The organism is Streptomyces sp. NPDC059443 (assembly GCF_042750105.1).
Taxonomy (GTDB): domain Bacteria; phylum Actinomycetota; class Actinomycetes; order Streptomycetales; family Streptomycetaceae; genus Streptomyces.
Genome location: NZ_JBHYVM010000031.1, coordinates 33,245 through 56,940 on the forward strand (window position 1 = coordinate 33,245; position 23,696 = coordinate 56,940).

The 23,696-nt window shown below is 71.3% G+C and carries 22 protein-coding genes; 12 read left to right on the forward strand and 10 right to left on the reverse strand.

Annotated elements, in window-relative coordinates:
- Positions 1–241 precede the first annotated feature (241 nt).
- Both ACFXDJ_RS26565 and ACFXDJ_RS26570 read right to left on the reverse strand, forming a co-directional pair.
- The gene (locus tag ACFXDJ_RS26565) at positions 242–1,885 is read right to left on the reverse strand and encodes a threonine/serine exporter ThrE family protein (protein ID WP_384662281.1); all 1,644 of its coding nucleotides are present in this window, start codon (positions 1,883–1,885) and stop codon (positions 242–244) included.
- Positions 1,886–2,119: 234 nt separating this feature from the next.
- Complete coding sequence (locus tag ACFXDJ_RS26570; protein WP_030756147.1) at positions 2,120–2,614, reverse strand: inorganic diphosphatase; 495 nt, start codon at positions 2,612–2,614, stop codon at positions 2,120–2,122.
- A gap of 133 nt (positions 2,615–2,747) precedes the next feature.
- Between ACFXDJ_RS26570 and dacB the strand changes: the two genes are divergently transcribed.
- The 7 genes from dacB (at position 2,748) to ACFXDJ_RS26605 (ending at position 11,210) form a co-directional block, all read left to right on the forward strand.
- Positions 2,748–4,220, forward strand: coding sequence for a D-alanyl-D-alanine carboxypeptidase/D-alanyl-D-alanine-endopeptidase (dacB, locus tag ACFXDJ_RS26575; RefSeq protein WP_384662284.1), 1,473 nt, complete (start codon positions 2,748–2,750; stop codon positions 4,218–4,220).
- 60 nt (positions 4,221–4,280) lie between these two features.
- Entirely contained in the window at positions 4,281–5,432 is a 1,152-nt protein-coding gene (locus ACFXDJ_RS26580; RefSeq protein ID WP_384662287.1) for a zinc-dependent metalloprotease, read from the forward strand.
- Between the two features lie 214 nt (positions 5,433–5,646).
- Positions 5,647–6,768 (forward strand): tRNA lysidine(34) synthetase TilS, encoded by a 1,122-nt coding sequence (gene tilS / locus ACFXDJ_RS26585; protein ID WP_384662289.1) that lies wholly within the window; start codon positions 5,647–5,649, stop codon positions 6,766–6,768.
- A 65-nt stretch (positions 6,769–6,833) separates the two neighbouring features.
- Entirely contained in the window at positions 6,834–7,394 is a 561-nt protein-coding gene (hpt, locus tag ACFXDJ_RS26590) for a hypoxanthine phosphoribosyltransferase (protein WP_030010907.1), read from the forward strand.
- A gap of 224 nt (positions 7,395–7,618) precedes the next feature.
- On the forward strand, positions 7,619–9,649 hold the full coding sequence (ftsH, locus tag ACFXDJ_RS26595) for an ATP-dependent zinc metalloprotease FtsH (RefSeq protein ID WP_384850499.1): 2,031 nt from the start codon (positions 7,619–7,621) through the stop codon (positions 9,647–9,649).
- A 106-nt stretch (positions 9,650–9,755) separates the two neighbouring features.
- On the forward strand, positions 9,756–10,364 hold the full coding sequence (gene folE, locus ACFXDJ_RS26600) for a GTP cyclohydrolase I FolE (RefSeq protein ID WP_384655010.1): 609 nt from the start codon (positions 9,756–9,758) through the stop codon (positions 10,362–10,364).
- A 462-nt stretch (positions 10,365–10,826) separates the two neighbouring features.
- The gene (locus ACFXDJ_RS26605) at positions 10,827–11,210 is read left to right on the forward strand and encodes a hypothetical protein (RefSeq protein ID WP_384655013.1); all 384 of its coding nucleotides are present in this window, start codon (positions 10,827–10,829) and stop codon (positions 11,208–11,210) included.
- 4 nt (positions 11,211–11,214) lie between these two features.
- Here ACFXDJ_RS26605 and ACFXDJ_RS26610 read toward each other — a convergent pair whose 3' ends face one another.
- The 6 genes from ACFXDJ_RS26610 to ACFXDJ_RS26635 all read right to left on the reverse strand — a co-directional run bounded on the left by ACFXDJ_RS26610 (position 11,215) and on the right by ACFXDJ_RS26635 (position 16,176).
- Complete coding sequence (locus ACFXDJ_RS26610) at positions 11,215–11,703, reverse strand: DUF3180 domain-containing protein (RefSeq protein ID WP_384655016.1); 489 nt, start codon at positions 11,701–11,703, stop codon at positions 11,215–11,217.
- A 71-nt stretch (positions 11,704–11,774) separates the two neighbouring features.
- A complete protein-coding gene (gene folK / locus ACFXDJ_RS26615) occupies positions 11,775–12,383 on the reverse strand; it encodes a 2-amino-4-hydroxy-6-hydroxymethyldihydropteridine diphosphokinase (RefSeq protein ID WP_384655019.1) in 609 nt (202 codons plus the stop codon).
- Entirely contained in the window at positions 12,380–12,739 is a 360-nt protein-coding gene (gene folB, locus ACFXDJ_RS26620) for a dihydroneopterin aldolase (protein WP_330297854.1), read from the reverse strand. The genes folK and folB overlap by 4 nt, the downstream gene beginning before the upstream one ends.
- 131 nt (positions 12,740–12,870) lie before the next feature.
- Entirely contained in the window at positions 12,871–13,314 is a 444-nt protein-coding gene (locus ACFXDJ_RS26625) for a nuclear transport factor 2 family protein (RefSeq protein ID WP_384655021.1), read from the reverse strand.
- Complete coding sequence (gene folP, locus ACFXDJ_RS26630) at positions 13,311–14,216, reverse strand: dihydropteroate synthase (RefSeq protein ID WP_384655024.1); 906 nt, start codon at positions 14,214–14,216, stop codon at positions 13,311–13,313. The genes ACFXDJ_RS26625 and folP overlap by 4 nt, the downstream gene beginning before the upstream one ends.
- 97 nt (positions 14,217–14,313) lie before the next feature.
- Complete coding sequence (locus ACFXDJ_RS26635) at positions 14,314–16,176, reverse strand: phosphatidylglycerol lysyltransferase domain-containing protein (RefSeq protein ID WP_384655027.1); 1,863 nt, start codon at positions 16,174–16,176, stop codon at positions 14,314–14,316.
- A 152-nt stretch (positions 16,177–16,328) separates the two neighbouring features.
- Here ACFXDJ_RS26635 and ACFXDJ_RS26640 point away from each other — a divergent pair, with 152 nt between their 5' ends.
- Positions 16,329–17,438: an alpha/beta hydrolase gene (locus tag ACFXDJ_RS26640; RefSeq protein WP_384655030.1), complete on the forward strand. Its 1,110-nt coding sequence runs from the start codon at positions 16,329–16,331 to the stop codon at positions 17,436–17,438.
- Between the two features lie 14 nt (positions 17,439–17,452).
- Here the strand turns inward: ACFXDJ_RS26640 and ACFXDJ_RS26645 are convergent, their stop codons facing one another.
- Positions 17,453–18,415: an ABC transporter ATP-binding protein gene (locus ACFXDJ_RS26645; RefSeq protein WP_384655033.1), complete on the reverse strand. Its 963-nt coding sequence runs from the start codon at positions 18,413–18,415 to the stop codon at positions 17,453–17,455.
- Between the two features lie 133 nt (positions 18,416–18,548).
- Here ACFXDJ_RS26645 and ACFXDJ_RS26650 point away from each other — a divergent pair, with 133 nt between their 5' ends.
- The 4 genes from ACFXDJ_RS26650 to ACFXDJ_RS26665 all read left to right on the forward strand — a co-directional run bounded on the left by ACFXDJ_RS26650 (position 18,549) and on the right by ACFXDJ_RS26665 (position 22,174).
- Positions 18,549–19,235, forward strand: coding sequence for an ABC transporter permease (locus ACFXDJ_RS26650; protein ID WP_384655036.1), 687 nt, complete (start codon positions 18,549–18,551; stop codon positions 19,233–19,235).
- Entirely contained in the window at positions 19,235–19,900 is a 666-nt protein-coding gene (locus ACFXDJ_RS26655; protein ID WP_384655039.1) for an ABC transporter permease, read from the forward strand. The genes ACFXDJ_RS26650 and ACFXDJ_RS26655 overlap by 1 nt, the downstream gene beginning before the upstream one ends.
- 95 nt (positions 19,901–19,995) lie before the next feature.
- Entirely contained in the window at positions 19,996–20,985 is a 990-nt protein-coding gene (locus ACFXDJ_RS26660) for a glycine betaine ABC transporter substrate-binding protein (protein WP_384655042.1), read from the forward strand.
- 109 nt (positions 20,986–21,094) lie between these two features.
- Positions 21,095–22,174: a hypothetical protein gene (locus tag ACFXDJ_RS26665; RefSeq protein WP_384655045.1), complete on the forward strand. Its 1,080-nt coding sequence runs from the start codon at positions 21,095–21,097 to the stop codon at positions 22,172–22,174.
- 56 nt (positions 22,175–22,230) lie between these two features.
- Here the strand turns inward: ACFXDJ_RS26665 and ACFXDJ_RS26670 are convergent, their stop codons facing one another.
- On the reverse strand, positions 22,231–23,577 hold the full coding sequence (locus ACFXDJ_RS26670) for an alpha/beta hydrolase (RefSeq protein ID WP_384655048.1): 1,347 nt from the start codon (positions 23,575–23,577) through the stop codon (positions 22,231–22,233).
- Positions 23,578–23,696 lie beyond the last annotated feature (119 nt).

Genomic DNA, 23,696 nt, shown 5'->3' on the forward strand with positions numbered 1-23,696 from the left:
TTTTTTGTTTTTTTTCCATTTTTTTTTTTTTCCTCTTGGGCCTCAGGTCGTCGCGGGGGTGGGCGGTCCCCGGGTCGCTCCCCTCCCCCGGCGCGGGCGCGGGGGGGGGCCCGCCGCCCCCGACCCCGCGCGGCGGCCGCCACGCGAAGCGCTAGGCGCGCACGCGGCTCCGTACGCCGGACGCCCCGTGGACCCGAACCGGTCCACGGGGCGTCCGCGTGTACGGGGCCGCGTGCGGCCGCTAGAAGCCGCGGGTGCGCTTCGCCGCGCCGCGTTTGGCGGCGCTGGCCGCGCCCGGGATCCGCATGAACAGGCGGGACATTTCCGAGCCGAGGTTGACGCCGATCGCGATGGCGAGGGCGATGGCCACGGCGTTCGTCAGCGAGGCCAGCCCTTCGTTCAGCCGGTTCTCGGCGATCAGCAGCAGCCCGTAGTACGTCGCCGAGCCGGGCAGCAGCGGGCCGATGGCCGCCGTGACGAAGGGCAGCGCCGAGGAGAGGCGGTGGCGGGACAGGAGCTGTCCGAAGAGGCCCACCAGCCCGGCCGCGATCGCGGTGGACGGCACCGCGGGGATCTTGCCGGCGTAGTGCAGGGCCCCGTAGACCACCCAGGCGATCCCGCCGTTCAGCGTCACGAACCACACGGTGGAACGTTCCTGCTGAAGCAGGATCGCGAACGTGAACACCAGAACCATCGAGGCGGCGATCTGGAGCACCGGCCGCTGGGCGATCTGGAGCACGTCCTCGGGCTGCGGATTGGAGCCGAACTGGAGGCCCATGTAGAGCACCACCAGCACGCCCATGATGATGCCGATGAAGAGGTACATCACCTCCAGCAGCCGGGCGGAGGCGGTGATGTAGTAGCCGGTCAGCCCGTCCTGCACGGCCGCGACCAGGGCCCGCCCCGGCAGCAGTGCGAACAGCCCACCGGTGATCACGGCGGAGGAGCGCACGTCGAGGTCGGTCAGCTTCAGGGCCACGCCCATCGCCGCCGGCGGCATCGCCGCGACCACGAACTGGTAGAACTCCGGCAGCCCGCGCCCCGCGCAGAACCAGGCCAGCCGGTCGCCGAGGATCGCGCCGAGTGCGGCTGCGAAGAACACGAGGACCCCGCCGCCGACCAGCGTGGAGGCCGCCCCCGCGAGCAGCCCGGCCGCGGCGGTGAGCATCCAGCCGGGGTACGGGTGCCGGTTGCGGCGGATCTCGGCGAGACGGCGGTACGCGTCCTCCAGCGAGATGTCGACCTCGTGCGCGCTGATGTCGTTGACGAGGCGGAAGACGGCCGAGAGCCGGTTGTAGTCGGTGCCGCGGCGCCGGACGGTGCGGTTCGCCGAGACCGGGTCGTCCACCAGGGAGGGCTGATAGGTGATCGACAGCATGGTGAAGGTGACGGTCGGCTCGCACCGGTCCAGCCCGTAGCTGCGGGAGACCGCGAACATCGCGGCCTCCACGTCCTCGGCCGCCTCACCGCCCGCGAGCAGCAGCTCGCCGATGCGCAGGGTCAGGTCGAGCACGCGGCCCACGGCGGGCCCGGTCTCCACGGCCTGCTTCTGCGAGACCTCCGGGACCGGCCGGACGTCGACCGGCATGCGCAGCATCGTGCGCATCCGGTCCTGCCACAGGGACTCGTTCATCCGGGTGACGGGGAACCCGGAGCCGGTGTAGGCCGGCGGGGACTGCGAGGCGCTGTAGGTGTGCGGGGTGGCGAAGGCGGAGCCCCCTTCGGGCTCGGGCTGCACCGGCTCCGCGGCCGCCGGACGGGCGAATTCCGAGGTGGGCTGGTCCTCCTCCGGGATGTCCGGCTCCATCCCGGGCGGAGGCGTGAAGGCGCTGCGCGCCTCGTCGGACTGGGGCTTCCTGTCCTCTGCCCCGTCGGCCTCCGCCACGCGTCCTCCAGTTCGTGATCACCCGGGTATCAGTATGCGGAACGCTTTGATCCGCGGCGATGCCGAGCCAAATCCAGCCTCGCCGGCGTTTGAGGCGCGGGGGTCCGGGGGCTGGCCCCCGTGCAGCGGACCCGCACCGGGACACGACAGCGGGCGGCACCCCCGAAGGGATACCGCCCGCGGTGTCAGGGAGGGCCGACGGGACTTCCCGCCCGCCCCGTTGCCCGGCGGAGCCTAGTGGTGGCCGCCCTGCGCCTCAAGACGCTTGAACGAGGCCTCGATCTCGGCCTCGGCCTCGGTGCGGCCGACCCAGTTCGCGCCCTCGACGGACTTGCCCGGCTCCAGGTCCTTGTAGACCTCGAAGAAGTGCTGGATCTCCAGGCGGTCGAACTCGGACACGTGGTGGATGTCGCGAAGGTGCTCCACGCGCGGGTCGGAGGCCGGCACGCACAGAAGCTTGGCGTCGCCGCCCGCCTCGTCCGTCATGTTGAACATGCCGATGGCGCGGCACTTGATCAGGCAGCCCGGGAAGGTCGGCTCGTCAAGGATGACCAGCGCGTCCAGCGGGTCGCCGTCCTCGCCGAGGGTGTTCTCGACGAAGCCGTAGTCGGCCGGGTAGCTGGTCGAGGTGAAGAGGCGACGGTCCAGGCGGATCCGGCCGGTCTCGTGGTCCACCTCGTACTTGTTCCGCGAACCCTTGGGGATCTCGATGGTGACGTCGAACTCCACGTCCTGCTCCTCCATGATCAGCTTCATTGCTTCGAGACTGCGTTGGTTCCACCGCGTGCGCGGCCGGCCCAGCCCTGTCGGGTGGGGTGCCATGCTCGCGGCGAGACGCAGTGGTTAAGTGTCCCTCACGCATATGTGTGATCGCGAAAGGGGCTGGTCCGAGGTGCCATTGGCCAAGACGTGGCAGCTCATCGCGGTGTCGGCCGTTACCGGCCTCGCCCTGTCGGCCGCGACGGTCGCCGCCGCCGGTCCATGGGACTCCGGTCAGCGTAAGGCCGAGCGGGACAGGGCCGCCTCCTGGAGCCGTACGGGTGGCGCAGATCACGGTGGGGACGGGGCCCGCGACCTGCCGCGGGCCGCCCCCAGCGCCCCCGGAGTGCTCGCCGCGGTCCGCTCCGCCGGAGCCGGCTCCGACGGTCAGACCGGAGCGGTGGACTCCGGGCCGCTCGGCGCCGCGCTGCGACCGCTGCTCGCCGACCCCGCGCTCGGGACCGTCCGCGCCGCCTCGGTGATCGACACCGCCACCGGCCGGGTGCTGTACGAAGCCGGGGCCGACCAGGCGATGACCCCCGCCTCCACCATCAAGATCGCCACGGCTTCGGCTGCGCTCGCCGCCCTCGGGCCCGACCACCGGATCCCCACCACCGTGGCCTCCGGAGCGGGCCCCGGCCGGATCGTCCTGGTCGGCGGCGGGGACCCCTCGCTCACCGCCAGGAAGAAGGCCCCGGCCGGCTCCGGCGGCAGCCTCGTCGCCCTGGCGGCCGACACCGCCCAGGCGCTCAAGGCCGCCGGCACCGACTCGGTGGTCCTCGGCTACGACGACTCCCTCTACACCGGCCCGGCCCGCCACCCGATCGGCGCCAACGACAACATCGCCCCGGTCACGGCCCTGACCGCCGATGAGGGCCGCACCGACGACTCCTTCTCCGGACCGGCCGGCCGCACCGACGACCCCTCCGGGGACACCGCCCGCGCCTTCGCCGCCCTCCTCAAGGAGCGCGGGATCCAGGTCACCGGCGAACCCGCCAAGGCCAAGGCCCCGGCGGGCGCGGCCCCGCTCGCCGTCACCCTCTCGACCCCGCTCGCCGGGCTCGTCGAGCGGATGCTGACCAACAGCGACAACGACATCGCCGAGGCGCTGGCCCGCCACACCGCCCTCGCCTCCGGGCAGCCCGCGAGCTTCGAAGGCGTGGAGAACGCCCTCGGCGCCAAGCTCGCCTCGCTCGGCATCGACACCTCCGGTACCCGCTTCGCCGACGGCAGCGGCCTCAACCGCGCCGACAAGGTCAGCGCCGGCCTGCTCACCGCCCTCCTCGCCAAAGCCGCCGACCCGCAGCGGCCCCAGCTCCGGCCCGTCCTCACCGGACTGCCCGTCGCCGGATTCACCGGGACCCTGCGCACCCGCAACGCCGGAACCTCCCCGGCGGCCGGCCTGCTCCGGGCCAAGACGGGCACCCTGACCGGCGTGAACTCCCTCGCCGGGACCGTCGTGGACCCCTCCGGCCGACTGCTGGCCTTCGCGTTCCTGACCGCGAACGCCGCCGACCCGGGCGCCGCCGAGAAGGGCCTCGACAAGCTCGCGGCGGCGGTGGCCACCGCCTCGTAGCCGGACCGCGTCCGTCTCCTAGGGGCTCCGCCGGCGCGCGAGTCCACGTACGGTTGACGCATGACGAGCATCGGTGGTGCGGAGATGGTCGACTGGAACCTCGCGGTGGCGACCGCGACCCGGCTGGTGCGGCCCGGCCCGGAGGTCAGCCGGGACGAGGCCCGGGCCGTCGTCGCGGAACTGCGCAGGCACGCCAAGACCTCCGAACGGCACGTGCGCGAGTTCACCCGGATGATGCCGGAGGGCATGACCCCGCCCGACACCCCCGTCCTCGTCGTGGACCGGGCCGGCTGGGTCAAGGCCAACGTGGCCGGCTTCCGCGAGCTCCTGGCCCCGCTGCTCGGCAAGATGCAGGACCGCCGCGCCGGCACCCCCGGCTCCGCCGTCCTCGGCGCCGTCGGCGGCAAGGTCACCGGTGTGGAGCTGGGCATGCTGCTGAGCTTCCTGGCCTCCCGCGTGCTCGGCCAGTACGAGACCTTCGCGCCCCCGGCCCTCGACCTGCCGGGCGCGGCGGGCGGCGGCCGGCTGCTGCTCGTCGCGCCGAACATCGTGCACGTGGAGCGGGAGCTGGAGGTGGACCCGCACGACTTCCGGCTCTGGGTCTGCCTGCACGAGGAGACGCACCGTACCCAGTTCACCGCCGTCCCGTGGCTCCGCGAGCACATCGAGGGCGAAATCCAGACGTTCCTCGGCGCCACCGAGATCGACCCCGCGACCGTGCTGGAGCGGCTGCGCGAAGCCGCCCAGTCCTTCGCCGGGGCCCGCCCCGAAGCGGAGCGCGGCGACGAGGGCCGCTCGCTGGTCGAGCTCGTCCAGACCCCCGAACAGCGCGAGGTGCTGGCCCGGCTCACGGCCGTGATGTCCCTGCTGGAGGGCCACGCCGACTTCGTCATGGACGGGGTCGGGCCCGCGGTGGTGCCCTCGGTCGCCGAAATCCGGGAGAAGTTCCAGCAGCGCCGGGCCAGCGGCGCGGGCCGCCTCGACGCCGCCCTGCGCAAACTGCTCGGCCTCGACGCGAAGCTGCGCCAGTACCGCGACGGCGAGCGGTTCGTGCGCGGGGTCGTCGGCCAGGTCGGCATGGAGGGCTTCAACCGGGTCTGGACCTCGCCGAACACCCTCCCCACCAAGGCGGAGATCGCCAAGCCCGCGGACTGGGTGGCCAGGGTGCACCGGAAGGGGAGCGAACCGAGCGAGCGGAGCGAACAAGCGTGACGCGAGAGGCGTGAAGATGTCCCTCTGGGGGAAACAGCGTCACCCGTCCGAGGGACCGTGGGGCGTGGAAGGGCGTGCGATGCTCAGGGAACGGCTCGGTTCTGTCACCATCATCGCACTCTGAGTGACAACCCCCGTTCTGCTCATGGACCGGGCCGGCCGGGCAGCAGCCCAGTGCACCACCCTCCCCCAACTTCACCGAAGGGCACCGGACATGGGTCCCCATCCTGCGGTCGCGGCGATACGCCTGGCGGTCCGCCGCGTACTCCACGACGTCCTCACCGACCTCACCGACCGTCCCGCCTCCGCCCCCGCTCCCCGAGTCGGCGGCGACCGCGGCGAACGGGGCCCCCGCGGCCTCCGCGGCCTTGAGGGGGGCGCCTTCCGCGACGGCCTCCCCGACAGTGCGCCGCTGGTCCTCGTCGCCTGCTCCGGCGGCGCCGACTCCATGGCGCTCGCCTCCGCCCTCGCCTTCGAGGCCCCCAAGCTCGGCATCCGGGCCGGCGGCATCACCGTCGACCACGGGCTCCAGGCCGGCTCCGACCTGCGCGCCGCCGAGGTGGTCACCCGCATGACCGCCCTGTGCCTCGACCCGGTCGAGGCCGTCGCCGTGCGCGTGGGCCGCGAAGGCGGACCCGAGGCCGCCGCCCGAGACGCCCGCTACGCGGCCCTGGACGAGGCCGCCGACCGCCTCGGCGCCGCCGCCGTGCTGCTCGGCCACACCCGCGACGACCAAGCCGAAACCGTCCTGCTGGGCCTCGCCCGCGGCTCCGGCATCCGCTCGCTCTCCGGCATGCCCGAGGTGTCGGGAGGTCCGGGCGCCTCCGGCCGCCGCCACCGCTACCGCCGCCCCTTCCTGCAAGTCGACCGGCAGACCGCCCGCAAGGCCTGCATGGTCCAGTCCCTCGCCGTCTGGGACGACCCGCACAACGCCGACCCCGCCTACACCCGCTCCCGGCTGCGCCACGAGGGACTGCCCGCCCTGGAGAAGGCGCTCGGCAAGGGAGTCGTGGAGGCGCTCGCCCGCACCGCCCAGCTCTCCCGCGACGACGCCGACGCCCTGGACGCCTGGGCCGCCGAGGCGGAGGGCCGCGTACGGGACGAGGACGGCCGCCTGGAGTGCGCCAAGCTGTACGCGCTGCCCCCGGCGGTACGCCGCCGGGTACTGCGCCGGGCCGTCGTCGCGGCCGGGTCTCCGGCCGGCTCCCTCTTCGCCCGCCACATCGAGGAAGTCGACCGGCTCATCACCGGTTGGCGCGGTCAAGGTGCCATCAACCTGCCCGGCCGGGTCGAGGCCCAGCGGCAGGGTGGCAGACTGGTCATCCGGCAGGGCTGATTGGTGCTGAAACACGGCTGAGTCCTCCGGGGTCACCCCCGGAGCCCCGGCCGCAAACGAAAGTGATGCGGGTGGACGAGAAGGACATGGGCAACGACCTCCAGTCGGTGCTCATCACCAAAGAAGAGATCGACGCGAAGCTGGCCGAGCTGGCCGCGAAGATCGACGCGGAGTACGCGGGCAAGGACCTGCTCATCGTCGGCGTCCTCAAGGGCGCGGTGATGGTGATGGCGGACCTGGCGCGCGCCTTGTCCACCCCGCTCACCATGGACTGGATGGCGGTGTCCTCGTACGGCGCCGGGACCCAGTCCTCGGGCGTGGTCCGGATCCTCAAGGACCTGGACACCGACATCAAGGACAAGCACGTCCTGATCGTCGAGGACATCATCGACTCCGGTCTGACGCTGTCCTGGCTGCTGTCGAACCTGGGCTCCCGCCAGCCGGCCTCCCTGGAGGTCGTCACGCTGCTTCGCAAGCCCGAGGCAGCGAAGGTCGCGATCGACGTGAAGTGGGTCGGCTTCGACATCCCGAACGAGTTCGTCGTCGGCTACGGCCTCGACTACGCGGAGAAGTACCGCAACCTGCCGTTCGTGGGCACGCTCGCCCCGCACGTCTACGGCGGCTGAACGCCCGTACCCGGCCGGGGTTCCGGCCGGATCCCGGCGGAGGAACTCTCCGCGCCGGGGAACCCTGGAACGATTCCCGCCGTTGGAGCATGGAAAGGCGGGTCTGTCAGCCGTCCCACGAGGCCGCGGGTGACAATACAGGGGTACATTCCGAAGAACAGTCTTTACTCACAGCAGCATTTACCTACGGGCAGGAGGGACGGGGTGCCTAGCGCCCCGTATGGATGGACGTGAAGCGATACTTCCGTGGGCCGGTCATGTGGATCGTGCTGGCCGTCCTCGCCGTGGTCGTGTTGATGAACGTCGTCGGCTCCGGCGGCGGCTACAAGTCGGTGGAGACCAGCGAGGTCATCAAGGCGATCAACAGTGGCCAGGTGCAGAGCGCCAAGCTCACCACCGGCGACAGCCAGATGGTCAAGATCGAGCTGAAGAAGGACCAGAAGCTCGGCGACAACGACGGCACCAAGTTCCAGGCCAACTACATCGGGGACCAGGGCGTACAGCTCGCCCAGAACCTCCAGACCAAGTACGAAGCCGGTCAGATCCCTGACGGATACTCCGTCACTCCGGACAAGACCAGCCCGTTCCTGAGCGTGCTGCTCTCGCTGCTGCCGTTCGTGCTCATCGTGGTCGTCTTCCTGTTCCTGATGAACCAGATGCAGGGCGGCGGCTCCCGGGTCATGCAGTTCGGGAAGTCCAAGGCCAAGCTCATCACCAAGGACACCCCGAAGACGACCTTCGCGGACGTCGCGGGCTCGGACGAGGCCGTCGAGGAACTCCACGAGATCAAGGAGTTCCTCCAGGAGCCGGCGAAGTTCCAGGCCGTCGGCGCCAAGATCCCCAAGGGTGTGCTGCTGTACGGCCCGCCCGGCACCGGAAAGACCCTGCTCGCGCGTGCCGTCGCGGGCGAGGCCGGTGTCCCCTTCTACTCGATCTCCGGTTCCGACTTCGTCGAGATGTTCGTCGGTGTCGGTGCCTCGCGCGTCCGCGACCTGTTCGAGCAGGCCAAGGCCAACGCGCCGGCGATCGTCTTCGTCGACGAGATCGACGCCGTCGGCCGGCACCGCGGTGCGGGCCTCGGCGGCGGTCACGACGAGCGCGAGCAGACCCTCAACCAGCTGCTGGTCGAGATGGACGGCTTCGACGTGAAGGGCGGCGTCATCCTGATCGCCGCCACGAACCGTCCGGACATCCTCGACCCGGCCCTCCTGCGCCCCGGCCGCTTCGACCGCCAGATCGCGGTCGACCGTCCGGACATGCAGGGCCGTCTGGAGATCCTCAAGGTCCACCAGAAGGGCAAGCCGGTCGCCCCGGACGTCGACCTCTCGGCCGTCGCCCGCCGCACCCCCGGCTTCACCGGTGCCGATCTGGCGAACGTCCTGAACGAGGCGGCCCTGCTGACCGCCCGCTCGGACATGAAGCTGATCGACAACCACATGCTGGACGAGGCGATCGACCGCGTCGTGGCGGGTCCGCAGAAGCGGACCCGGATCATGTCGGACCGGGAAAAGAAGATCACCGCGTACCACGAGGGCGGCCACGCCCTGGTCGCGGCGGCTTCCCCGAACTCCGACCCGGTCCACAAGATCACGATCCTGTCCCGCGGCCGGGCCCTGGGCTACACCATGGTCCTGCCCGACGAGGACAAGTACTCGACCACGCGCAACGAGATGCTCGACCAGCTGGCGTACATGCTGGGTGGGCGTGCGGCCGAGGAACTGGTCTTCCACGACCCGACCACGGGCGCCGCGAACGACATCGAGAAGGCCACGGCAACGGCCCGCGCGATGGTCACCCAGTACGGCATGACCGAGCGCCTCGGCGCGATCAAGTTCGGCGGGGACAACACCGAGCCGTTCCTGGGACGCGAGATGTCGCACCCGAGGGACTACTCGGAGGAGGTCGCGGCGCTGGTCGACGAAGAGGTCAAGAAGCTCATCGAGACCGCGCACAACGAGGCCTGGGAAATCCTGGTCGAGAACCGCGACGTGCTCGACAACCTGGTCCTCGCCCTCCTTGAGAAGGAGACGCTCAACAAGGAGCAGATCGCCGAGGTCTTCTCGACGATCGTGAAGCGCCCGGCCCGCCCGGCGTGGACCGGCTCCTCGCACCGCACCCCGTCGACCCGTCCGCCGGTGCTCTCTCCCAAGGAGCTCCAGCTGACGAACTCGGCGAACGGCACGTCGGCGGCGTCCTCGACCGCCGTGTCGGTGGAGAAGGCCCCGGAGCCCTCCCCGGAAGACCGTTCCGAGTAGTTTGCGGACGACCCTCCCGGAATGGATGCCGCGCCCCCCAGGTTCTAGCCTGGGGGGCGCGGCACTTTCACGTGCCCGCGTGTAGGCACACAGGAACGAGGAAGAGATGACCGACCCAGTGACCCTGACCGGTGGCGAGGGCACGATCGGCGAGTTCGACGAGAAGCGCGCCGAGGCGGCCGTCCGCGAGCTCCTGATAGCGGTCGGCGAGGACCCGGACCGCGAGGGACTCCTTGAGACGCCGGCGCGGGTGGCGCGGGCGTACCGGGAGATATTCGGGGGTCTGTGGCAGAAGCCCGAAGAGGTGCTGACCACGACGTTCGACCTCGGCCACGACGAGATGGTCCTGGTGAAGGACATCGAAGTCATGAGTTCCTGTGAACATCACCTGGTGCCATTTGTCGGAGTTGCCCATGTTGGGTACATTCCGTCCGTTGACGGCAAGATCACTGGCCTGTCGAAGCTTGCCCGCCTGGTGGACGTGTTCGCCCGTCGCCCCCAGGTCCAGGAACGGCTGACCACCCAGATCGCCGACTCCCTGATGGAGATCCTGGAGCCGCGCGGGGTCATCGTGGTCATCGAGTGCGAGCACATGTGCATGACCATGCGCGGTGTCCGCAAGCCCGGCGCGAAGACCATCACCTCGGCCGTCCGCGGCCAGCTCCGTGACCCCGCGACCCGCAGCGAGGCGATGAGCCTGATCATCGCGCGCTAGCCGGATTGTCAGACCCGCCCGATAATGTCCTTGACCAGGTGATTTCACTTGGTCAGGGGGCGGGATGGGCGGGCTGCCGAGCAAGCAAATGGTGAACGGCGTGGGTGGGGCGGCTCAGGCGAGAACCGTGAGTGTGGGCGACCGGCTCTGGACGCTGGACGGGGACAGGACAGTACACACGTCCGTCCGGCGGGTGACGGCTGTGAAGGCTCGCGAGGTCGTGGACGTGGTCACGGACGGGAAGACGTTCACCGTGGCGCCGGACCAGTTGCTGAGTACGGGCGACGGGTGGATTCCGGCCGGAGACGCCGCAGGCGGCGTCCTGGCCTGGAGCCGTCCGGCTTCCTCCAGCGCGACGTTCCCGGATTCCGGGTGCGCGTGGTCTCCTCGTACCTTGCGGACGTCCTACGGCAGTACGTGGGGGGCGACGCACACCACATGCGGCAGGGCTTTCCACGCGTCGTGCTCAGGGACCTTGCCACGTTCGAAGGTTTCCTGGACGGATATGCGGACGGCGACGGCTGCCGCATCAAACGCTGGGACGCGCGGATGATCACCAGCGCCAATGTTCCGTTCTTGGCGGAGTTGGCCACGATCATTGGCGCCCGCTTCACCCCGCTGAGCGGGAAGGTATCGCAGCTGGTCGTCACCGACCGCTGGCAGCAGCGCGGCACTTTCGTGGCGGAGGAGCATGCCACGTACCTCGTGGAGCGGCTGTCGGCGACGGTAGCCGAGGTCCGGCACCACACCGCCACCGGGGCGAAGCCCTTCACGCTCTACACCTACGGCCTCGACCCCCACCCCGGATTCCTGGTGAACGGGCACCTGGTGCGTGCCCCCGGGTGACCGGTCAGGCGCGGGCTGCGGACTCGGGGCCCGTGTCTTCGTCGTCCGGGAGTTTCAGGACGTGTTCCAGGAAGAGGGCCGCGGCGATGACGGCCGCGCCCGTCAGGACCGAGAAGCCGGCGTACCAGGTCTGGTCGCGGCGGGCCGGGACGTCCAGGGCGGTGGTCAGGAGGAAGACTCCGACGCCGCCGTAGGCGCCCGCGACCAGGGCCGCGACCAGGGCGCTGGACTGGCCGAAGACCAGCGCGCGGGCCGCCATCAGCGGCTCCACGCCCTTGGCGCCCGGCACGCGCTCGCGCTGGGCCTTCAGACGGGCGCGCAGGGAGAGGGCCGTGGCCAGCAGGACCACCGCGATGGCCCCGAGCACGATCGGTGCGGCGAGCGGGACGCCCGGCAGGGAGCCGTAGGAGTTCCACAGTCGCGCGCCGGCCCACGACAGGACCCCGGCGACCGCGAAGATGCCCGCCAGGACCGCCGGCCTCAGTTGCTTCACGTGCGCCTCTCCCCGCTCCCGCTCGCCGTCTGTACCTGGTGATCTTAAGTGTTCGGACCGGCGGGGGCCGGTTACTCCGGGAGCCGCAGTTCCAGGTCCTGGCGGCGCGTGACGCCCGTCAGGCCCACGGAGGCCAGCAGCGCGGCGACCGGCCCGTGGCCCGGGATCTGCGCCTCGGGGTCGATGTCGTGCCAGGGGGCCAGCACGAAGGCGCGCTGGTGGGCGCGCGGGTGCGGGAGGGTGAGGACGGGGTCGGCGGAGACCACGTCGGCGTACGCGATGATGTCGACGTCGATCGTGCGGGGACCCCAGCGCTCCTCGCGGACGCGGTCGAAGGCCTCTTCGATGGCGTGGGCGCGCTCCAGCAGGGAGCTGGGCGGCAGGGTGGTCTTCACCGAGATGACGGCGTTGAAGTACGAGGGCTGCGAGCCCGGGTCCACGCCCCAGGGTGCGGTCTCGTAGACCGGGGAGACGGCCTTGACCCGCAGGCCCGGGGTGTCGCCGAGGGCGTCGATGGCGCCCTGGAGGGTCTCCAGCCGGTTGCCGAGGTTCGCGCCGAGCGCGACGACGGCCCACTTGGGGTTGGACAGGGTGGTGTCCGCGGCGTCGACGGCTTCGACGACGGAGGCGGGTACCGGCTGGACGGTGGGGTCGCTCTGGGCGTTCATTCCGTTGTTCATGCGCGGCTCCGGGTGATCGTGATGGTCACGTCGTCGAAGGGCACGGTGATCGGCGCGTCCGGTTTGTGGACGACGACCTCCACCTGTGCGACGGCCTCGTGCTTGAGGCACTGCTGGGCGATCCGCTCGGCGAGGGTCTCGATCAGATCGACCGGCTCTCCCTGGACCACGTGGACGACCTCTTCGGCGACGACCCCGTAGTGCACGGTCTTCGCCAGGTCGTCGCCGGCCGCCGCCGGTCGGGTGTCGAGGTGCAGCACCAGGTCGACGATGAAGGTCTGGCCTTCCTCGCGCTCCCGGGGGAAGACGCCGTGGTGCCCGCGAGCCTTGAGGCCGCGCAGCGCGACACGATCCACGCGAATCACTCCTGCTTTTCGTAGGTTCTTCCGGTCCGGGACTCCCCGGATCCATGGGCCTACGCCGAGTGCGGTCGGCGTCGTCCATCTTCGAATTTACCTGCGAAATACTCCGGACCCCGACGGAGGGGTCAGGAGGGCTCCTCCTCTTCGTCCTCATCGGAGTCCGTGAGCACGGGAGAACCGTGGTGTGACCACAGCCGCCAGCCCTCCGATGTGCGTCGGAACACATTCGTGGCGACGACGAGCTGCCCGACGAGCGGACCCAGTTCCCCGCTGTCCTCGGCGGGCCCGCCGCTGAGGATGTTCTCCGTGCACGTCACCAGTGCGGTGTCGCCGATGACGGCGACCTTGGTGTCGGTGAGGAAGAACTGGATGTACTCGGTGTGGGACATGATCAGCGCGTACGAGCGCAGCACCTCGCCGCGTCCCGAGAGCACCGGCCAGCCCGGATGCACGCAGGAGATCTCGTCTTCGAGCCAGAGCGCCGACAGTGCGTCGAAGTCCCCCCGCTCCATGGCCTCGTAGAAGGCCGTGTTGACCTCTTCGACGGCTTCGATGTCGGTACGGCTCACCTTGCCCCTTCCTCGGTGCTACGGGTGGTACCCAGTGCCCCTTCCACGGCGCGGGCCACCCGAACCGCGTCGGCGCTCGCCCGTACCTCGTGGACCCGTACGGCCCAGGCGCCCTGGTGGGCGGCGATCGCGGTGACGGCCGCGGTGGCGGCGTCGCGTTCGCGGGCGGGCGGCGGGGAGGCGTCGTCGGCGCCGGCCAGCACCCGGCCGAGGAAACGCTTCCGCGAGGCGGCCACGAGCAGCGGGAAGCCCAGTGCGCGCAGCTCGGAGAGGTGGGCCACGAGGGCCAGGTCGTGCTCGGCGTTCTTGGCGAAGCCCAGACCGGGGTCGACGAGGATCCGCCCGGGGGAGATCCCGCCGGACACCACGGCGTCGATGCGGGAGCGCAGCTCGGCGGTGACCTCGGCGAGGACGTCCTCGTAGACGGCGAGGCTGTTCATGCCGTCGCTGAAGCCGCGCCAGTGCATGACGACGAACGGCACCTCCGCGGCGGCCACGGCCGGGATCATGCCCGGGTCGGCCAGCCCGCCGCTGACGTCGTTGACCAGCACCGCGCCGGCGGCGACGGCCTGCGCGGCGACGGAGGCGCGCATGGTGTCCACGGAGACGGCCACGCCCTCGGAGGCGAGGCCCCGCACGACGGGGACCACCCGGCGCAGCTCCTCCTCCTCGTCGACGCGGGAGGCGCCGGGGCGGGTGGACTCGCCGCCGACGTCCACGAGGTCGGCGCCCTGGGCGACGAGGTCGAGGCCGCGCTTGACGGCCGCGGTGGTGTCGAACCAGCGGCCGCCGTCGGAGAAGGAGTCGGGGGTGACGTTGACGACGCCCATGACCCCGCAGCGGTCCCATTCCGGGAGCCCTGTGACCCGGCCCCGGCCGGCGCCCGCGTGCTTCGTGTTCATGGGTCCAGGGTATGGGTTGCCCCGGATACGGCGGGGCCCCCGCAGCCGGGCGGCTGCGGGGGCCCTGGACGGCGTACGGGGGCTCGCGTACGGGGGCTCAGGCGGCCCGGACCTTGCGGTCGGCCTGGGCGGGCACCGAGTGCGCGTGGTCGTGCGTGGAGTGGTGCGCGCAGGTGTGGACCGGCTTGGGCCGACGGCGGCTGGCGAACAGGCGGGGCAGGGCCAGCGTCACGAAGCCCTCGGCCTGCATCACGGCGAAGCCGATGCGGGGCAGGTCGCGGCTGTTGCGGTAGACCATGAAGCGCGGCTCCCAGCGGGGGCGGAACTTCTCGTTGAACTTGTACAGCGACTCGATCTGGAACCAGCGCGACAGGAAGACCAGCAGGCCGCGCCACATCCGCAGCACCGGGCCGGCGCCGATCTTCTCGCCGCGGGCGAGCGCCGCGCGGAACATCGCGAAGTTCAGCGAGACCTTCTCGATGCCGAGCGCCGGGGCGGCCTCCAGGGAGGCGACGATCAGCAGCTCGTTCATGCCGGGGTCGGCGGCGCGGTCGCGGCGCATCAGCTCCAGCGACATGCCGTCCTTGCCCCACGGGACGAAGTGCAGGACGGCCTTGAGGTCGCGGTACGGGCTGGTGTCGCCCTCCTCCACGCGGTGCGCGGTGGCGATGAAGCAGTCGCCGTCGCCCTCCTCGCCGACCCGGCCCAGGGCCATGGAGAAGCCGCGCTCGGTGTCGGTGCCGCGCCAGGCCTCGGCCGCGCCGCGGACCTGCTCCAGCTCCTCCTCGGTGAGCTCGCTGACCCGGCGGACCTTGGTGGTGTAGCCGTTGCGCTCGATGCGCTTCACCATCTGGCGGACGTTGCGCATGGGCCGGCCGGCGAGGGAGAAGTCTTTGACGTCGACGATCGCCTCGTCGCCGAGCTCCAGGGCGTCCAGGCCGGTCTCGCGGGTCCAGACCTCGCCGCCGGTCTCGCTGCAGCCGACGACGGCGGGGGTCCAGGAGTGGGCCTTGGCCTCCTCCATGAACCGCTCGATGGCGCCGGGCCAGGCCTCGACGTCGCCGACCGGGTCGCCGGAGGCGAGCATCACGCCGGAGACGACGCGGTAGGTGACGGCGGCCTTGCCGCTGGGGGAGAAGACGACGGCCTTGTCGCGGCGGAGCGCGAAGTGGCCCAGGGAGTCGCGGCCGCCGTGCTTGGCGAGCAGCTCGCGCAGCTTGGTCTCGTCGTCGGCGGTCAGCCGGGCGGCCGGGTGCTCGGGGCGGAAGGCCAGGTAGATGGTGGTGACGGCGGTCAGCATGCCGAGGGCGCCGAGCGAGTAGCCGACGGTCCAGGACACCCGGCCTGCGTAGTCGACGGGGCCCTCGAAGCCGAAGAGCCCGTAGACGACGTGGCTGATCTGCTCATAAACACCCGGATTGCCGACGACCTTGCCGGGGTGCGAGTTGACGATGACCAGGCCGAGGCCGATGGACCCCGCACTCATCAGCACGAAGTTCGCGAGCGCCTTCCAGCGGCTGCGCGGGTCCGGGAGCGCCTTGAATTCACTCTGGTGGCGCAGCAGGAGTCCCAGCAGCACCGCCGCGATGACCACGCCGATGATGGAGTGGCGGTACGCGAACTGCGCCACGGCCCCGGCGGGCAGCAGCACGACGGAGGCCCGCCAGGCCCGCCGCTTGCGGCGCTTGAGCCCGTGGGCCAGCAGCAGGATGAGTACGCCCGCGCTGATGGCCAGGGCCGCGGCGAAGGGGCCGAGGGAACCCGGAAGCACCTCGGTCACGGCATGGATGCGGCTGTGCCTGAAGCGGGGGAAGACCCCCGCGGCGATGTCGAGCAGGCCGACGACCATGACGGCCGTACCCACCAGACCCGGGACGGACTCCGGTCGTGGGCCCCGGAAGATTCGGCGGACCCGCTCCGGAACCTGTCCCGACTTATCGCCATCTATCCTGCTAGACATCGCTTCCCGTTGCTCCGCGAGAGATCATGTGGCCGAAGGCCGCGACAGCCTCCGGTGTGTGGTGCGTCCCCTAGGACGACATCGAGGGGGAGCGGGTTCACTCATCCGTCGAGAAAAAACTAGTCCTGCCATAGAAAGTCGACTGACTGCTCATGGGTCTCACCAGTAATACGGTCCTGGCGCTGGCCATCATCGCCGGTGTGCTGCTCTTCGCGGCCACGGTGTGGTTCTGGCCGAAGCTCTCGGGCCGCTCCTGGCGCTCGGTCCTCGGCCGTATCGGCCTCCTCCTGGCGACGCAGCTGGCGCTGTTCTCGGCGGTGGGTCTCGCGGCCAACAAGTCCTTCCTCTTCTACGGGTCCTGGGCCGACCTCTTCGGCCAGGAGACGTCGATCGGCAAGGTGGTCGACCGCGGCATGAGCAGCGCCGACATCAAGGTCGTCGACAAGCAGAAGCTGGACGTCCCCGGCGGCGCCAAGCCGCAGGTCGCCGGACAGATCCTCAAGGTCGCCATAACGGGCCAGAAGTCGAAGATAACGAGTCCCGGGTACGTGTGGCTGCCGCCGGAGTACTTCCAGCCGCAGCACAAGGACCAGAACTTCCCGGCCTCCATCGTCCTCACGGGCTACCCGGGAACGGCCGAAAACCTGATCAAAGGGCTGAACTACCCGATGACGGCCTTCAAGGAGTCCAAAGCGGGCAAGATGAAGCCGATGATCCTGGTCATGCTCCGCCCGACGGTGGCGCCCCCGCGCGACACCGAGTGCGTGGACATCCCCGACGGCCCGCAGACGGAGACCTTCTTCGCCAAGGACCTGCCGCAGGCCATCACGGACACCTTCCGGGTCGGCAAGAAGCCGCAGAACATGGGCTTCATCGGCAACTCCACCGGCGGCTACTGCGCCCTGAAGATCGCCGCCCACTACCCGGAGACCTTCGGCGCCGCCGCGGGTCTGTCCGCGTACTACGAGGCCGCGGACGACGCGACGACCGGCGACCTGTTCCACGGGGACGCGAAGCTGAAGGCGCGCGCGAACGTCCTGGAGTCGATCAAGGCGAAGAAGCCGACCGGCACGTCCTTCCTGGTCACCAGCAGCGAGAAGGGCGAGCCGAACCTCGCGGACACCCGGAAGTTCGTCAAGCTGGTCAAGGCCCCGGACCGGGTCTCGTCGATCATCCTCGACAGCGGCGGCCACAACTTCAACACGTGGCGCCGCGAGATCCCGCCGATGCTGGTGTGGATGAGCGACCGCATCCAGGCCTGAGGAGCGGGAGGCGCTCACGCCTCCTGGAGCTGGGCCCGGCGCAGCGCCCGGTGGACCCCCTCCGGGGTGAGTACGCCGACCAGCGCGCCGGAGTCCGGATCCGTGACCCCGATCCGGCCCGAGTCCTCCTGGAGCAGCAGCGCGAGCGCCTCGCGCAGCGTCGCCCCCAGCGCCACCGCGGCGGTGGGGGCTTTTGCGTCCGCCGCCGCGAGGTCCGCCGCCGCCACCAGGGTGACGGAGAGCCGCTTGAGCCCCCGGTCGGCGCCGACGAAGCCGGCCACGTACTCCGTGGCCGGAGCGGCCAGCACCTGGGCCGGGCGGGCGAGCTGCTCGATGGTGCCCGCTCCGTAGACCGCGATGCGGTCCCCGAGCCGGATGGCCTCCTCCAGATCGTGCGTGACCAGCAGGATCGTCTTGCGCACCGTCTTCTGGAGGGCCAGGAACTCGTTCTGGAGCCGTTCGCGCACCACCGGGTCCACCGCGCCGAACGGCTCGTCCATCAGCAGCACCGGCGGATCCGCGGCGAGCGCGCGGGCCACGCCGACGCGCTGGCGCTGCCCGCCGGACAGCTGCTCCGGGTAGCGGCCCCCGTAGACGGCCGGATCCAGCCCCACCAGTTCGAGGAGTTCGGCGGCCCGCGCGCGGGCCTTGGCCTTGGGGGTGCCGATCAGCTGCGGCACGGTGGCCGTGTTCTCCAGCACCGTCTTGTGCGGGAACAGCCCGACCTGCTGGATGACGTACCCGATGCGGCGGCGCAGTTCGACGGGATCGGCGGCCGCGATGTCCTCGCCGTTCAGCAGGATCCGGCCGGAAGTCGGCTCGATGAGCCGGTTGACCATTTTCATCGTGGTCGTCTTGCCGCAGCCGGACGGGCCCACCAGGGTGACCAGTTCCCCCTCCGCGACCTCGAAGGACAGGTCCGCGACGGCCGTCGTCCCGTCGGGGTACCGCTTGGTCACTTGCTCGAATCGGATCACATCGACATCCTTCCCTACCCGCACAGCCGGTTTGTAAAGGGTGTGTTGCCCGCGTGCGAAGGTTTCCGGCCATTGACGGTGGCGGGGGTTATGGTCGCTGTACGTACGTTCGGTGACGGGGGGTGAGGAACGGATGGCCGGGCAGAGCTGCCTGGTGGCGAACGACTGGATCTGCTGGGAGTACGTCACGTCCCGGTCCCAGGAGCTCACCGACGCCACCCTCGAACACGTCTGGATCACGGGCGTGTCGGTTCTGATCGGCCTGGCCGTGTCCGTCCCGCTCGCCCTGCTGGCCCGCCGCGGCCGCCGCTGGGCGGCCCCCGTGCTCGGCATCACCACCCTGCTCTACACGATCCCCTCGCTCGCCATGTTCTCCCTGCTGCTGCCGGTGTTCGGCCTCTCGGCGGCCCTCGTGGTGACCGGCCTGGTCCTGTACTCGCTGACCATCCTGGTCCGCAACGTGCTGGCCGGCCTGGAAGCCGTCCCCGAGGAGGTACGGGAAGCCGCGCGCGGGATGGGATACGGGCCGGGCCGGCTGCTGTGGCAGGTCGAACTGCCGCTGGCGCTGCCCGCCCTGCTGGCCGGCGTCCGGATCGCCACCGTCTCCACGGTCGCGCTGACCACCGTCGGCTCCATCGTGGGCAAGGGCGGCCTCGGCAATCTCATCGCACCCGCCGTGAACAGCTCCTTCAAGGCCCAGGTGCTCACCGCCTCGGTGCTGTGCGTGCTGCTCGCGCTGGCCGCCGACCTGGCTCTGCTCGGCGTCCAGCGGCTGCTCACGCCCTGGACGCGGGCGGCGCGCGCGAACGGGGAGGGCTGATGGGAGTGCTGGGACAGGCCTGGGACTGGCTGGCGGACGGCGCCCACTGGTCCGGGGAGAGCGGGGTCTGGCACCGCCTGGGCGAGCACGTGTACGTCAGCGGCATCGCCCTGGCCCTGGCCTGCGCGGTGGCCCTCCCGACCGGGCTGTGGCTCGGCCACCTGGGCAAGGGCGGCGGCCTCGCCGTCAACGTCTCCAACATCGGCCGGGCCGTCCCGGTCTTCGCCGTGCTGGCGCTGTTCATGGTCTCCCCGCTGCGCAACGCCGGGTACGTGCCCACCATCGCCGCGCTGGTCCTCTTCGCGATCCCGCCGCTGCTGACCAACGCCTACGTGGGCATGCGCGAGGTCGACCGCTCGGTGGTGGAGGCCGCGCGGGGCATGGGCATGTCCGGCGGCCAGCTCTTCTGGCGGGTGGAACTGCCGCTCGCGCGCGCTCTGGTGATGACGGGTCTGCGCTCGGGCGCCGTCCAGGTCATCGCCACGGCCACCATCGCCGCGATGGTCGGCCAGGGCGGCCTCGGCCGGATCATCACCGCCGGCTTCAACACGTACAACACCCCGCAGGTGGTCGCGGGCGCCCTGCTGGTCGCGGCACTGGCCCTGCTGGTGGAGGGCGCGCTCGTCGCGGCCGACCGGCTGCTCCCGGGCGCTGCCGCCCGCTGACCCCGCGCCCCCTGCCCGTCCGGCGGCCGCCCGCCGGCTTCCCGGACTCGACTTCCCGGACTCGACTTCCCCGTTTTCCCCGAAGGAGCAGACAGATGAGCAAGTCCACGCGCGTCCTCGGCGCGGCCCTGGGGGCCGTCGCCCTGACCGCCTCGCTCACCGCGTGCGGTGGCGACAGCCTGGAGAAGTCCAAGGACGGCGGCTCCTCCTCCGCGCCGGCCTCGGCCGAGGGCGGCAAGGGCGGCAAGCTGGTGATCGGCGCGGCCGGTTTCACCGAGTCCAACGTCCTGGCCGAGCTGTACGCGCAGGTCCTCAAGGACGCCGGTTACTCGACCTCGATCACCACGGTCAACAACCGCGAGCTGTACGAGCCCTCGCTGGAGAAGGGCGAGATCGACGTGGTCCCGGAGTACGCGGCCACCCTCGCCGAGTTCCTCAACGCCAAGGTGAACGGCGCGAAGGCGCCCACCGACAAGCCGGTCGCGTCGAGCGACGTGGCGGCCACCGTGGCGGCCCTGGACAAGCTGGCGGCCCCGCTGGGCCTGAAGGCGCTGCCGGCAGGCTCGGCAGTCGACCAGAACGCCTTCGCGGTGAGCAAGGAATTCGCCCAGAAGAACAATCTCAAGACCCTTTCCGACCTCGGTAGGTCCGGTCTCAAGGTGAAGATCGCGGCGGGCGACGAATGCTCCGTACGGCCCTTCTGCGCGCCCGGCTTGCAGAAGACATACGGAATCGAAGTTTCCGGTATTGACCCGAAGGGCGTCGGAACCCCCCAGGCCAAGCAGGCGGTCAAGGACGGCGCGGACCAACTGGTCCTCACCACCACCACGGACGCCACGCTCGACAGCTTCGGCCTGGTCCTGCTGGAGGACGACAAGAAGCTCCAGAACGCCGACAACGTCCTCCCGGTCGTCAATGCCAAGGATGCCGGAGCCCCGGAGATCGCGGCCGCCCTCGACAAGATCACCAAGGCCCTGACGACCGCCGATCTGGTCGAGTTGAACCGGAAGGTCGACGCCGAGCGCGCCAAGCCGGCGGATGTCGCGAAGGCCTACCTGGAGTCCAAGGGACTGGTGAAGAAGTAGGAGTTGGGCCTTTGGTGTGGAAAGTCGAGTGGGGTAACGGGTAACTGCTCGGAAACAGATTGCCGGGCGGCTACCCAACACCCTGTCCACGCCCTGTAAATTTCAGGCCATGCCCCGTGGACGCCACCGAAATCCCGAACCTCTTCACCGGCTGCTCACGCCGACGACCGTGGCCGGTGTGTCCGCCGCCGGCGCCGCGGCGGCCTGGCTGCTCGCGGAACCGATGGCGCTGCGGCTGCTCGTCGCGCTCACCGCGGCAGCCGGGGTCGCCGGGGCCGTCGTCATGCGGTCCTGGGACCGCGCGGCCGGACGCCGGGTCGCGGAGCTCGGGCGCGAGCGGGTCAAGGACGAGTGGCGCACCGAAGAGCGGATAGCCGAGCTCGAATCCGACCTCGAAGAGGCTCGGGTGCTGCGCGGCAAGCTCGACGCCAAGCTGCGGGCCAAGCGGGTCGAACTCGCGGGCCTGCGCGGCGAGCACGCGGCGCTGCTGCGGCGCTACGCCACCGCCGAGACCGAGCGGGCGAGCGCCCTGGAGCGCCGCCGGCTGCTCGCCATCGAGGCCGCCGCCGCGCCGGCCCCCGTGGCGCCCAAGGAGCTTCCGGCCGTCTCCGAGGAGCGCACCTCGGCCGGCGCGCCCACCACGGTCGGCTTCGCCCGCGCCAACGCCGCGCTGGTGGCGCTGGCCCGCAAGACGCAGGCGCCCGCGACCCCTGCGGTTCCCGCGGCCCCCTCGGCCCGCGCGGTGTCCGCCGCGCCCGCGCCGGCGCAGGAGGCGCACGCCCGACCCGCGCTCGCCGGTCCCGCGCCCGCAGGTCCCGCTCCCGTCGGTCCGGCCGCCGCCGTCCCGGCGCGGCGCCTCGCGGCCGCGGTGGCCCCGTACTCCCAGCAGCGCCGTCCCGCCTCGCGCGTCGAGGGCGGCTTCGACTTCTTCGGCACGAAGACCGCGGCGCAGGCCCGCGCGGTCATCGAGTCCGTCCAGAACGAGGACCTGGCCGACGTGGTCGGCGCGGAGGTCCTCGCGGCGCACAAAGCGGAGTCCGCGCAGGGCGGCGTGGAGCCGCCCGTCAAGGAACAGGGCTTCAAGCCGGCCACCGCCGAACAGCGCGCCGTGGGCCAGGTCATCGACCTGACGGCCCACGACGAGACGGAGCCGATCGACGTGGCGCAGCTGCGGACCGCGATCTCCTAAGTACCGCGATCTCCTGGCACCGCCTCACCAGTGCTGTAGCCGGGCATTCGGACGGCTCAGCGCAGGCTGTCGAACCAGCGGACCGCCTGCGGGGCGGAGCGGACCGCCGTGACCACGTGGGTGGCGTCCGCCCCCTGGTCCACGACGGTCGCGCGGACCCCGTGCCGGGCCAGGTCGGCCGCGCAGGCCCGGGCGTTGGCTACGGGGACGTCCGTGTCGCCCGCGCCCGCGTAGAGGCGCACGGGGACGGCGGGCTTCCAGTCGCAGCTGCCGTCGTTCGCGACCAGGGCCGTACGGAAGGCTCCGCGCGGATCGCGGAGGTTCGCGGCCCACTCCGGGGTGAGCAGCTCGTCGGGGGTGGCGGGGAGACCCGCGACGATCTCCTCCTCCGTGTGGTTCCCGTCGAACAGGTTTTCCACAGCCTGTGCGTACGGTGCGCGGAACACCTCCGCCGGGTCCTTGTAGAGCGGGTGCAGGCGGTTCTGCGCGGTCAGGAAGTAGGAGAGGTAGAAGACGGCCGTCCTCGGCTCGACACGGCCGTCGACGATCCCGGGGATCTCCGAGCCCGACAGATCGTACGGTCCGGCCATGGGCGCGAGCGCACGCAGCCGGAAGCCGTCGCGGCCCCGGGACAGCTCGCGGCCCAGCGCCATGGCGACCTGGCCGCCCTGGGAGAAGCCGGTCGCGTACACGTCCCGGGTGACGGGCCGGCCGAGCCGCTCGGCGGCGCTGCGGGTGGCCTTGAGCATGTCCACGGACGCGGTGACGGCGGACGCGGTGTCCATGTACGGGTGATTGCCGGGCCCGCCGCCGAGGCCGAGGTAGTCGGGGGCGGAGACGGCACGGCCGGCGGCGGCGTGCAGGTACGGGGTGAGCCGGTTGTCCCCGGGGCCGCCCGAGGGGGCGGAGGCGCGGTACGCGACCGTGCCGTGGGTGTCGGAGACCAGGTCGAGGCGGGCGGGTCCGCCGGATCTACCGGGTCCGCGCCGGGGAAGGACCAGGAGCCCAGTGGCGGTGGTGGGGTGGCCCTGGGGGTCGACGGTGGCGTAGGTGAGCCGGTGGGCGGTGATTCCGTAGCGGACGGTCGATCCGTCGATGCCGAGCTCGGAGAGCCTGGAGACGACCTCGTCGCGGGTCAGGGTCTCCACGGGGGTGACGGAGATCAGGCGGCCGCGGGTTCGCTGTGTGGCGTCGGCGTGGCCACCGTCGGCGTGGGTGCCGGTGCCGCTGCCTGCGGCGGCGTAGGCCGGGGCGGCGAGGCCGCCGAGGACGGCGGTGAGGGCCACGGCCGCTGCGCCGCGGCGCAGCCACTGGCGGCGGCCGTGCCGCTGCCTGCCCGTCGGCTCGTTCGCCGGGGTGCTCGGTGTGGTGTTCGTCGGTGTGATCATCGTGTTGATCGGCATGCCCCGAAGCTACGGCCGCCCCGGCGCCCCCGACATCCGGCCGCCCCCACCCCCGTTACGGGGGTCAACCCCCGGCCGCGGCAGGCCAGTCGGGCCGGCCCCCGCCCCGCCGGGGGTGC

Bases quoted from the DNA above. Each gene is read 5' to 3' on its own strand.
- folK (WP_384655019.1), bottom strand. From the start codon at position 12,383: ATGAACAACGGAATGAACGCCCAGAGCGACCCCACCGTCCAGCCGGTA.
- ACFXDJ_RS26655 (WP_384655039.1), top strand. From the start codon at position 19,235: ATGGGAGTGCTGGGACAGGCCTGGGACTGGCTGGCGGACGGCGCCCAC.
- dacB (WP_384662284.1), top strand. From the start codon at position 2,748: ATGTGTGATCGCGAAAGGGGCTGGTCCGAGGTGCCATTGGCCAAGACG.
- folE (WP_384655010.1), top strand. From the start codon at position 9,756: ATGACCGACCCAGTGACCCTGACCGGTGGCGAGGGCACGATCGGCGAG.
- tilS (WP_384662289.1), top strand. From the start codon at position 5,647: ATGGGTCCCCATCCTGCGGTCGCGGCGATACGCCTGGCGGTCCGCCGC.
- ACFXDJ_RS26580 (WP_384662287.1), top strand. From the start codon at position 4,281: ATGACGAGCATCGGTGGTGCGGAGATGGTCGACTGGAACCTCGCGGTG.
- ACFXDJ_RS26670 (WP_384655048.1), bottom strand. From the start codon at position 23,577: ATGCCGATCAACACGATGATCACACCGACGAACACCACACCGAGCACC.
- ACFXDJ_RS26650 (WP_384655036.1), top strand. From the start codon at position 18,549: ATGGCCGGGCAGAGCTGCCTGGTGGCGAACGACTGGATCTGCTGGGAG.
- hpt (WP_030010907.1), top strand. From the start codon at position 6,834: ATGCGGGTGGACGAGAAGGACATGGGCAACGACCTCCAGTCGGTGCTC.
- ACFXDJ_RS26665 (WP_384655045.1), top strand. From the start codon at position 21,095: ATGCCCCGTGGACGCCACCGAAATCCCGAACCTCTTCACCGGCTGCTC.
- ACFXDJ_RS26635 (WP_384655027.1), bottom strand. From the start codon at position 16,176: ATGTCTAGCAGGATAGATGGCGATAAGTCGGGACAGGTTCCGGAGCGG.
- folP (WP_384655024.1), bottom strand. From the start codon at position 14,216: ATGAACACGAAGCACGCGGGCGCCGGCCGGGGCCGGGTCACAGGGCTC.
- ACFXDJ_RS26640 (WP_384655030.1), top strand. From the start codon at position 16,329: ATGGGTCTCACCAGTAATACGGTCCTGGCGCTGGCCATCATCGCCGGT.
- ftsH (WP_384850499.1), top strand. From the start codon at position 7,619: ATGGACGTGAAGCGATACTTCCGTGGGCCGGTCATGTGGATCGTGCTG.
- ACFXDJ_RS26660 (WP_384655042.1), top strand. From the start codon at position 19,996: ATGAGCAAGTCCACGCGCGTCCTCGGCGCGGCCCTGGGGGCCGTCGCC.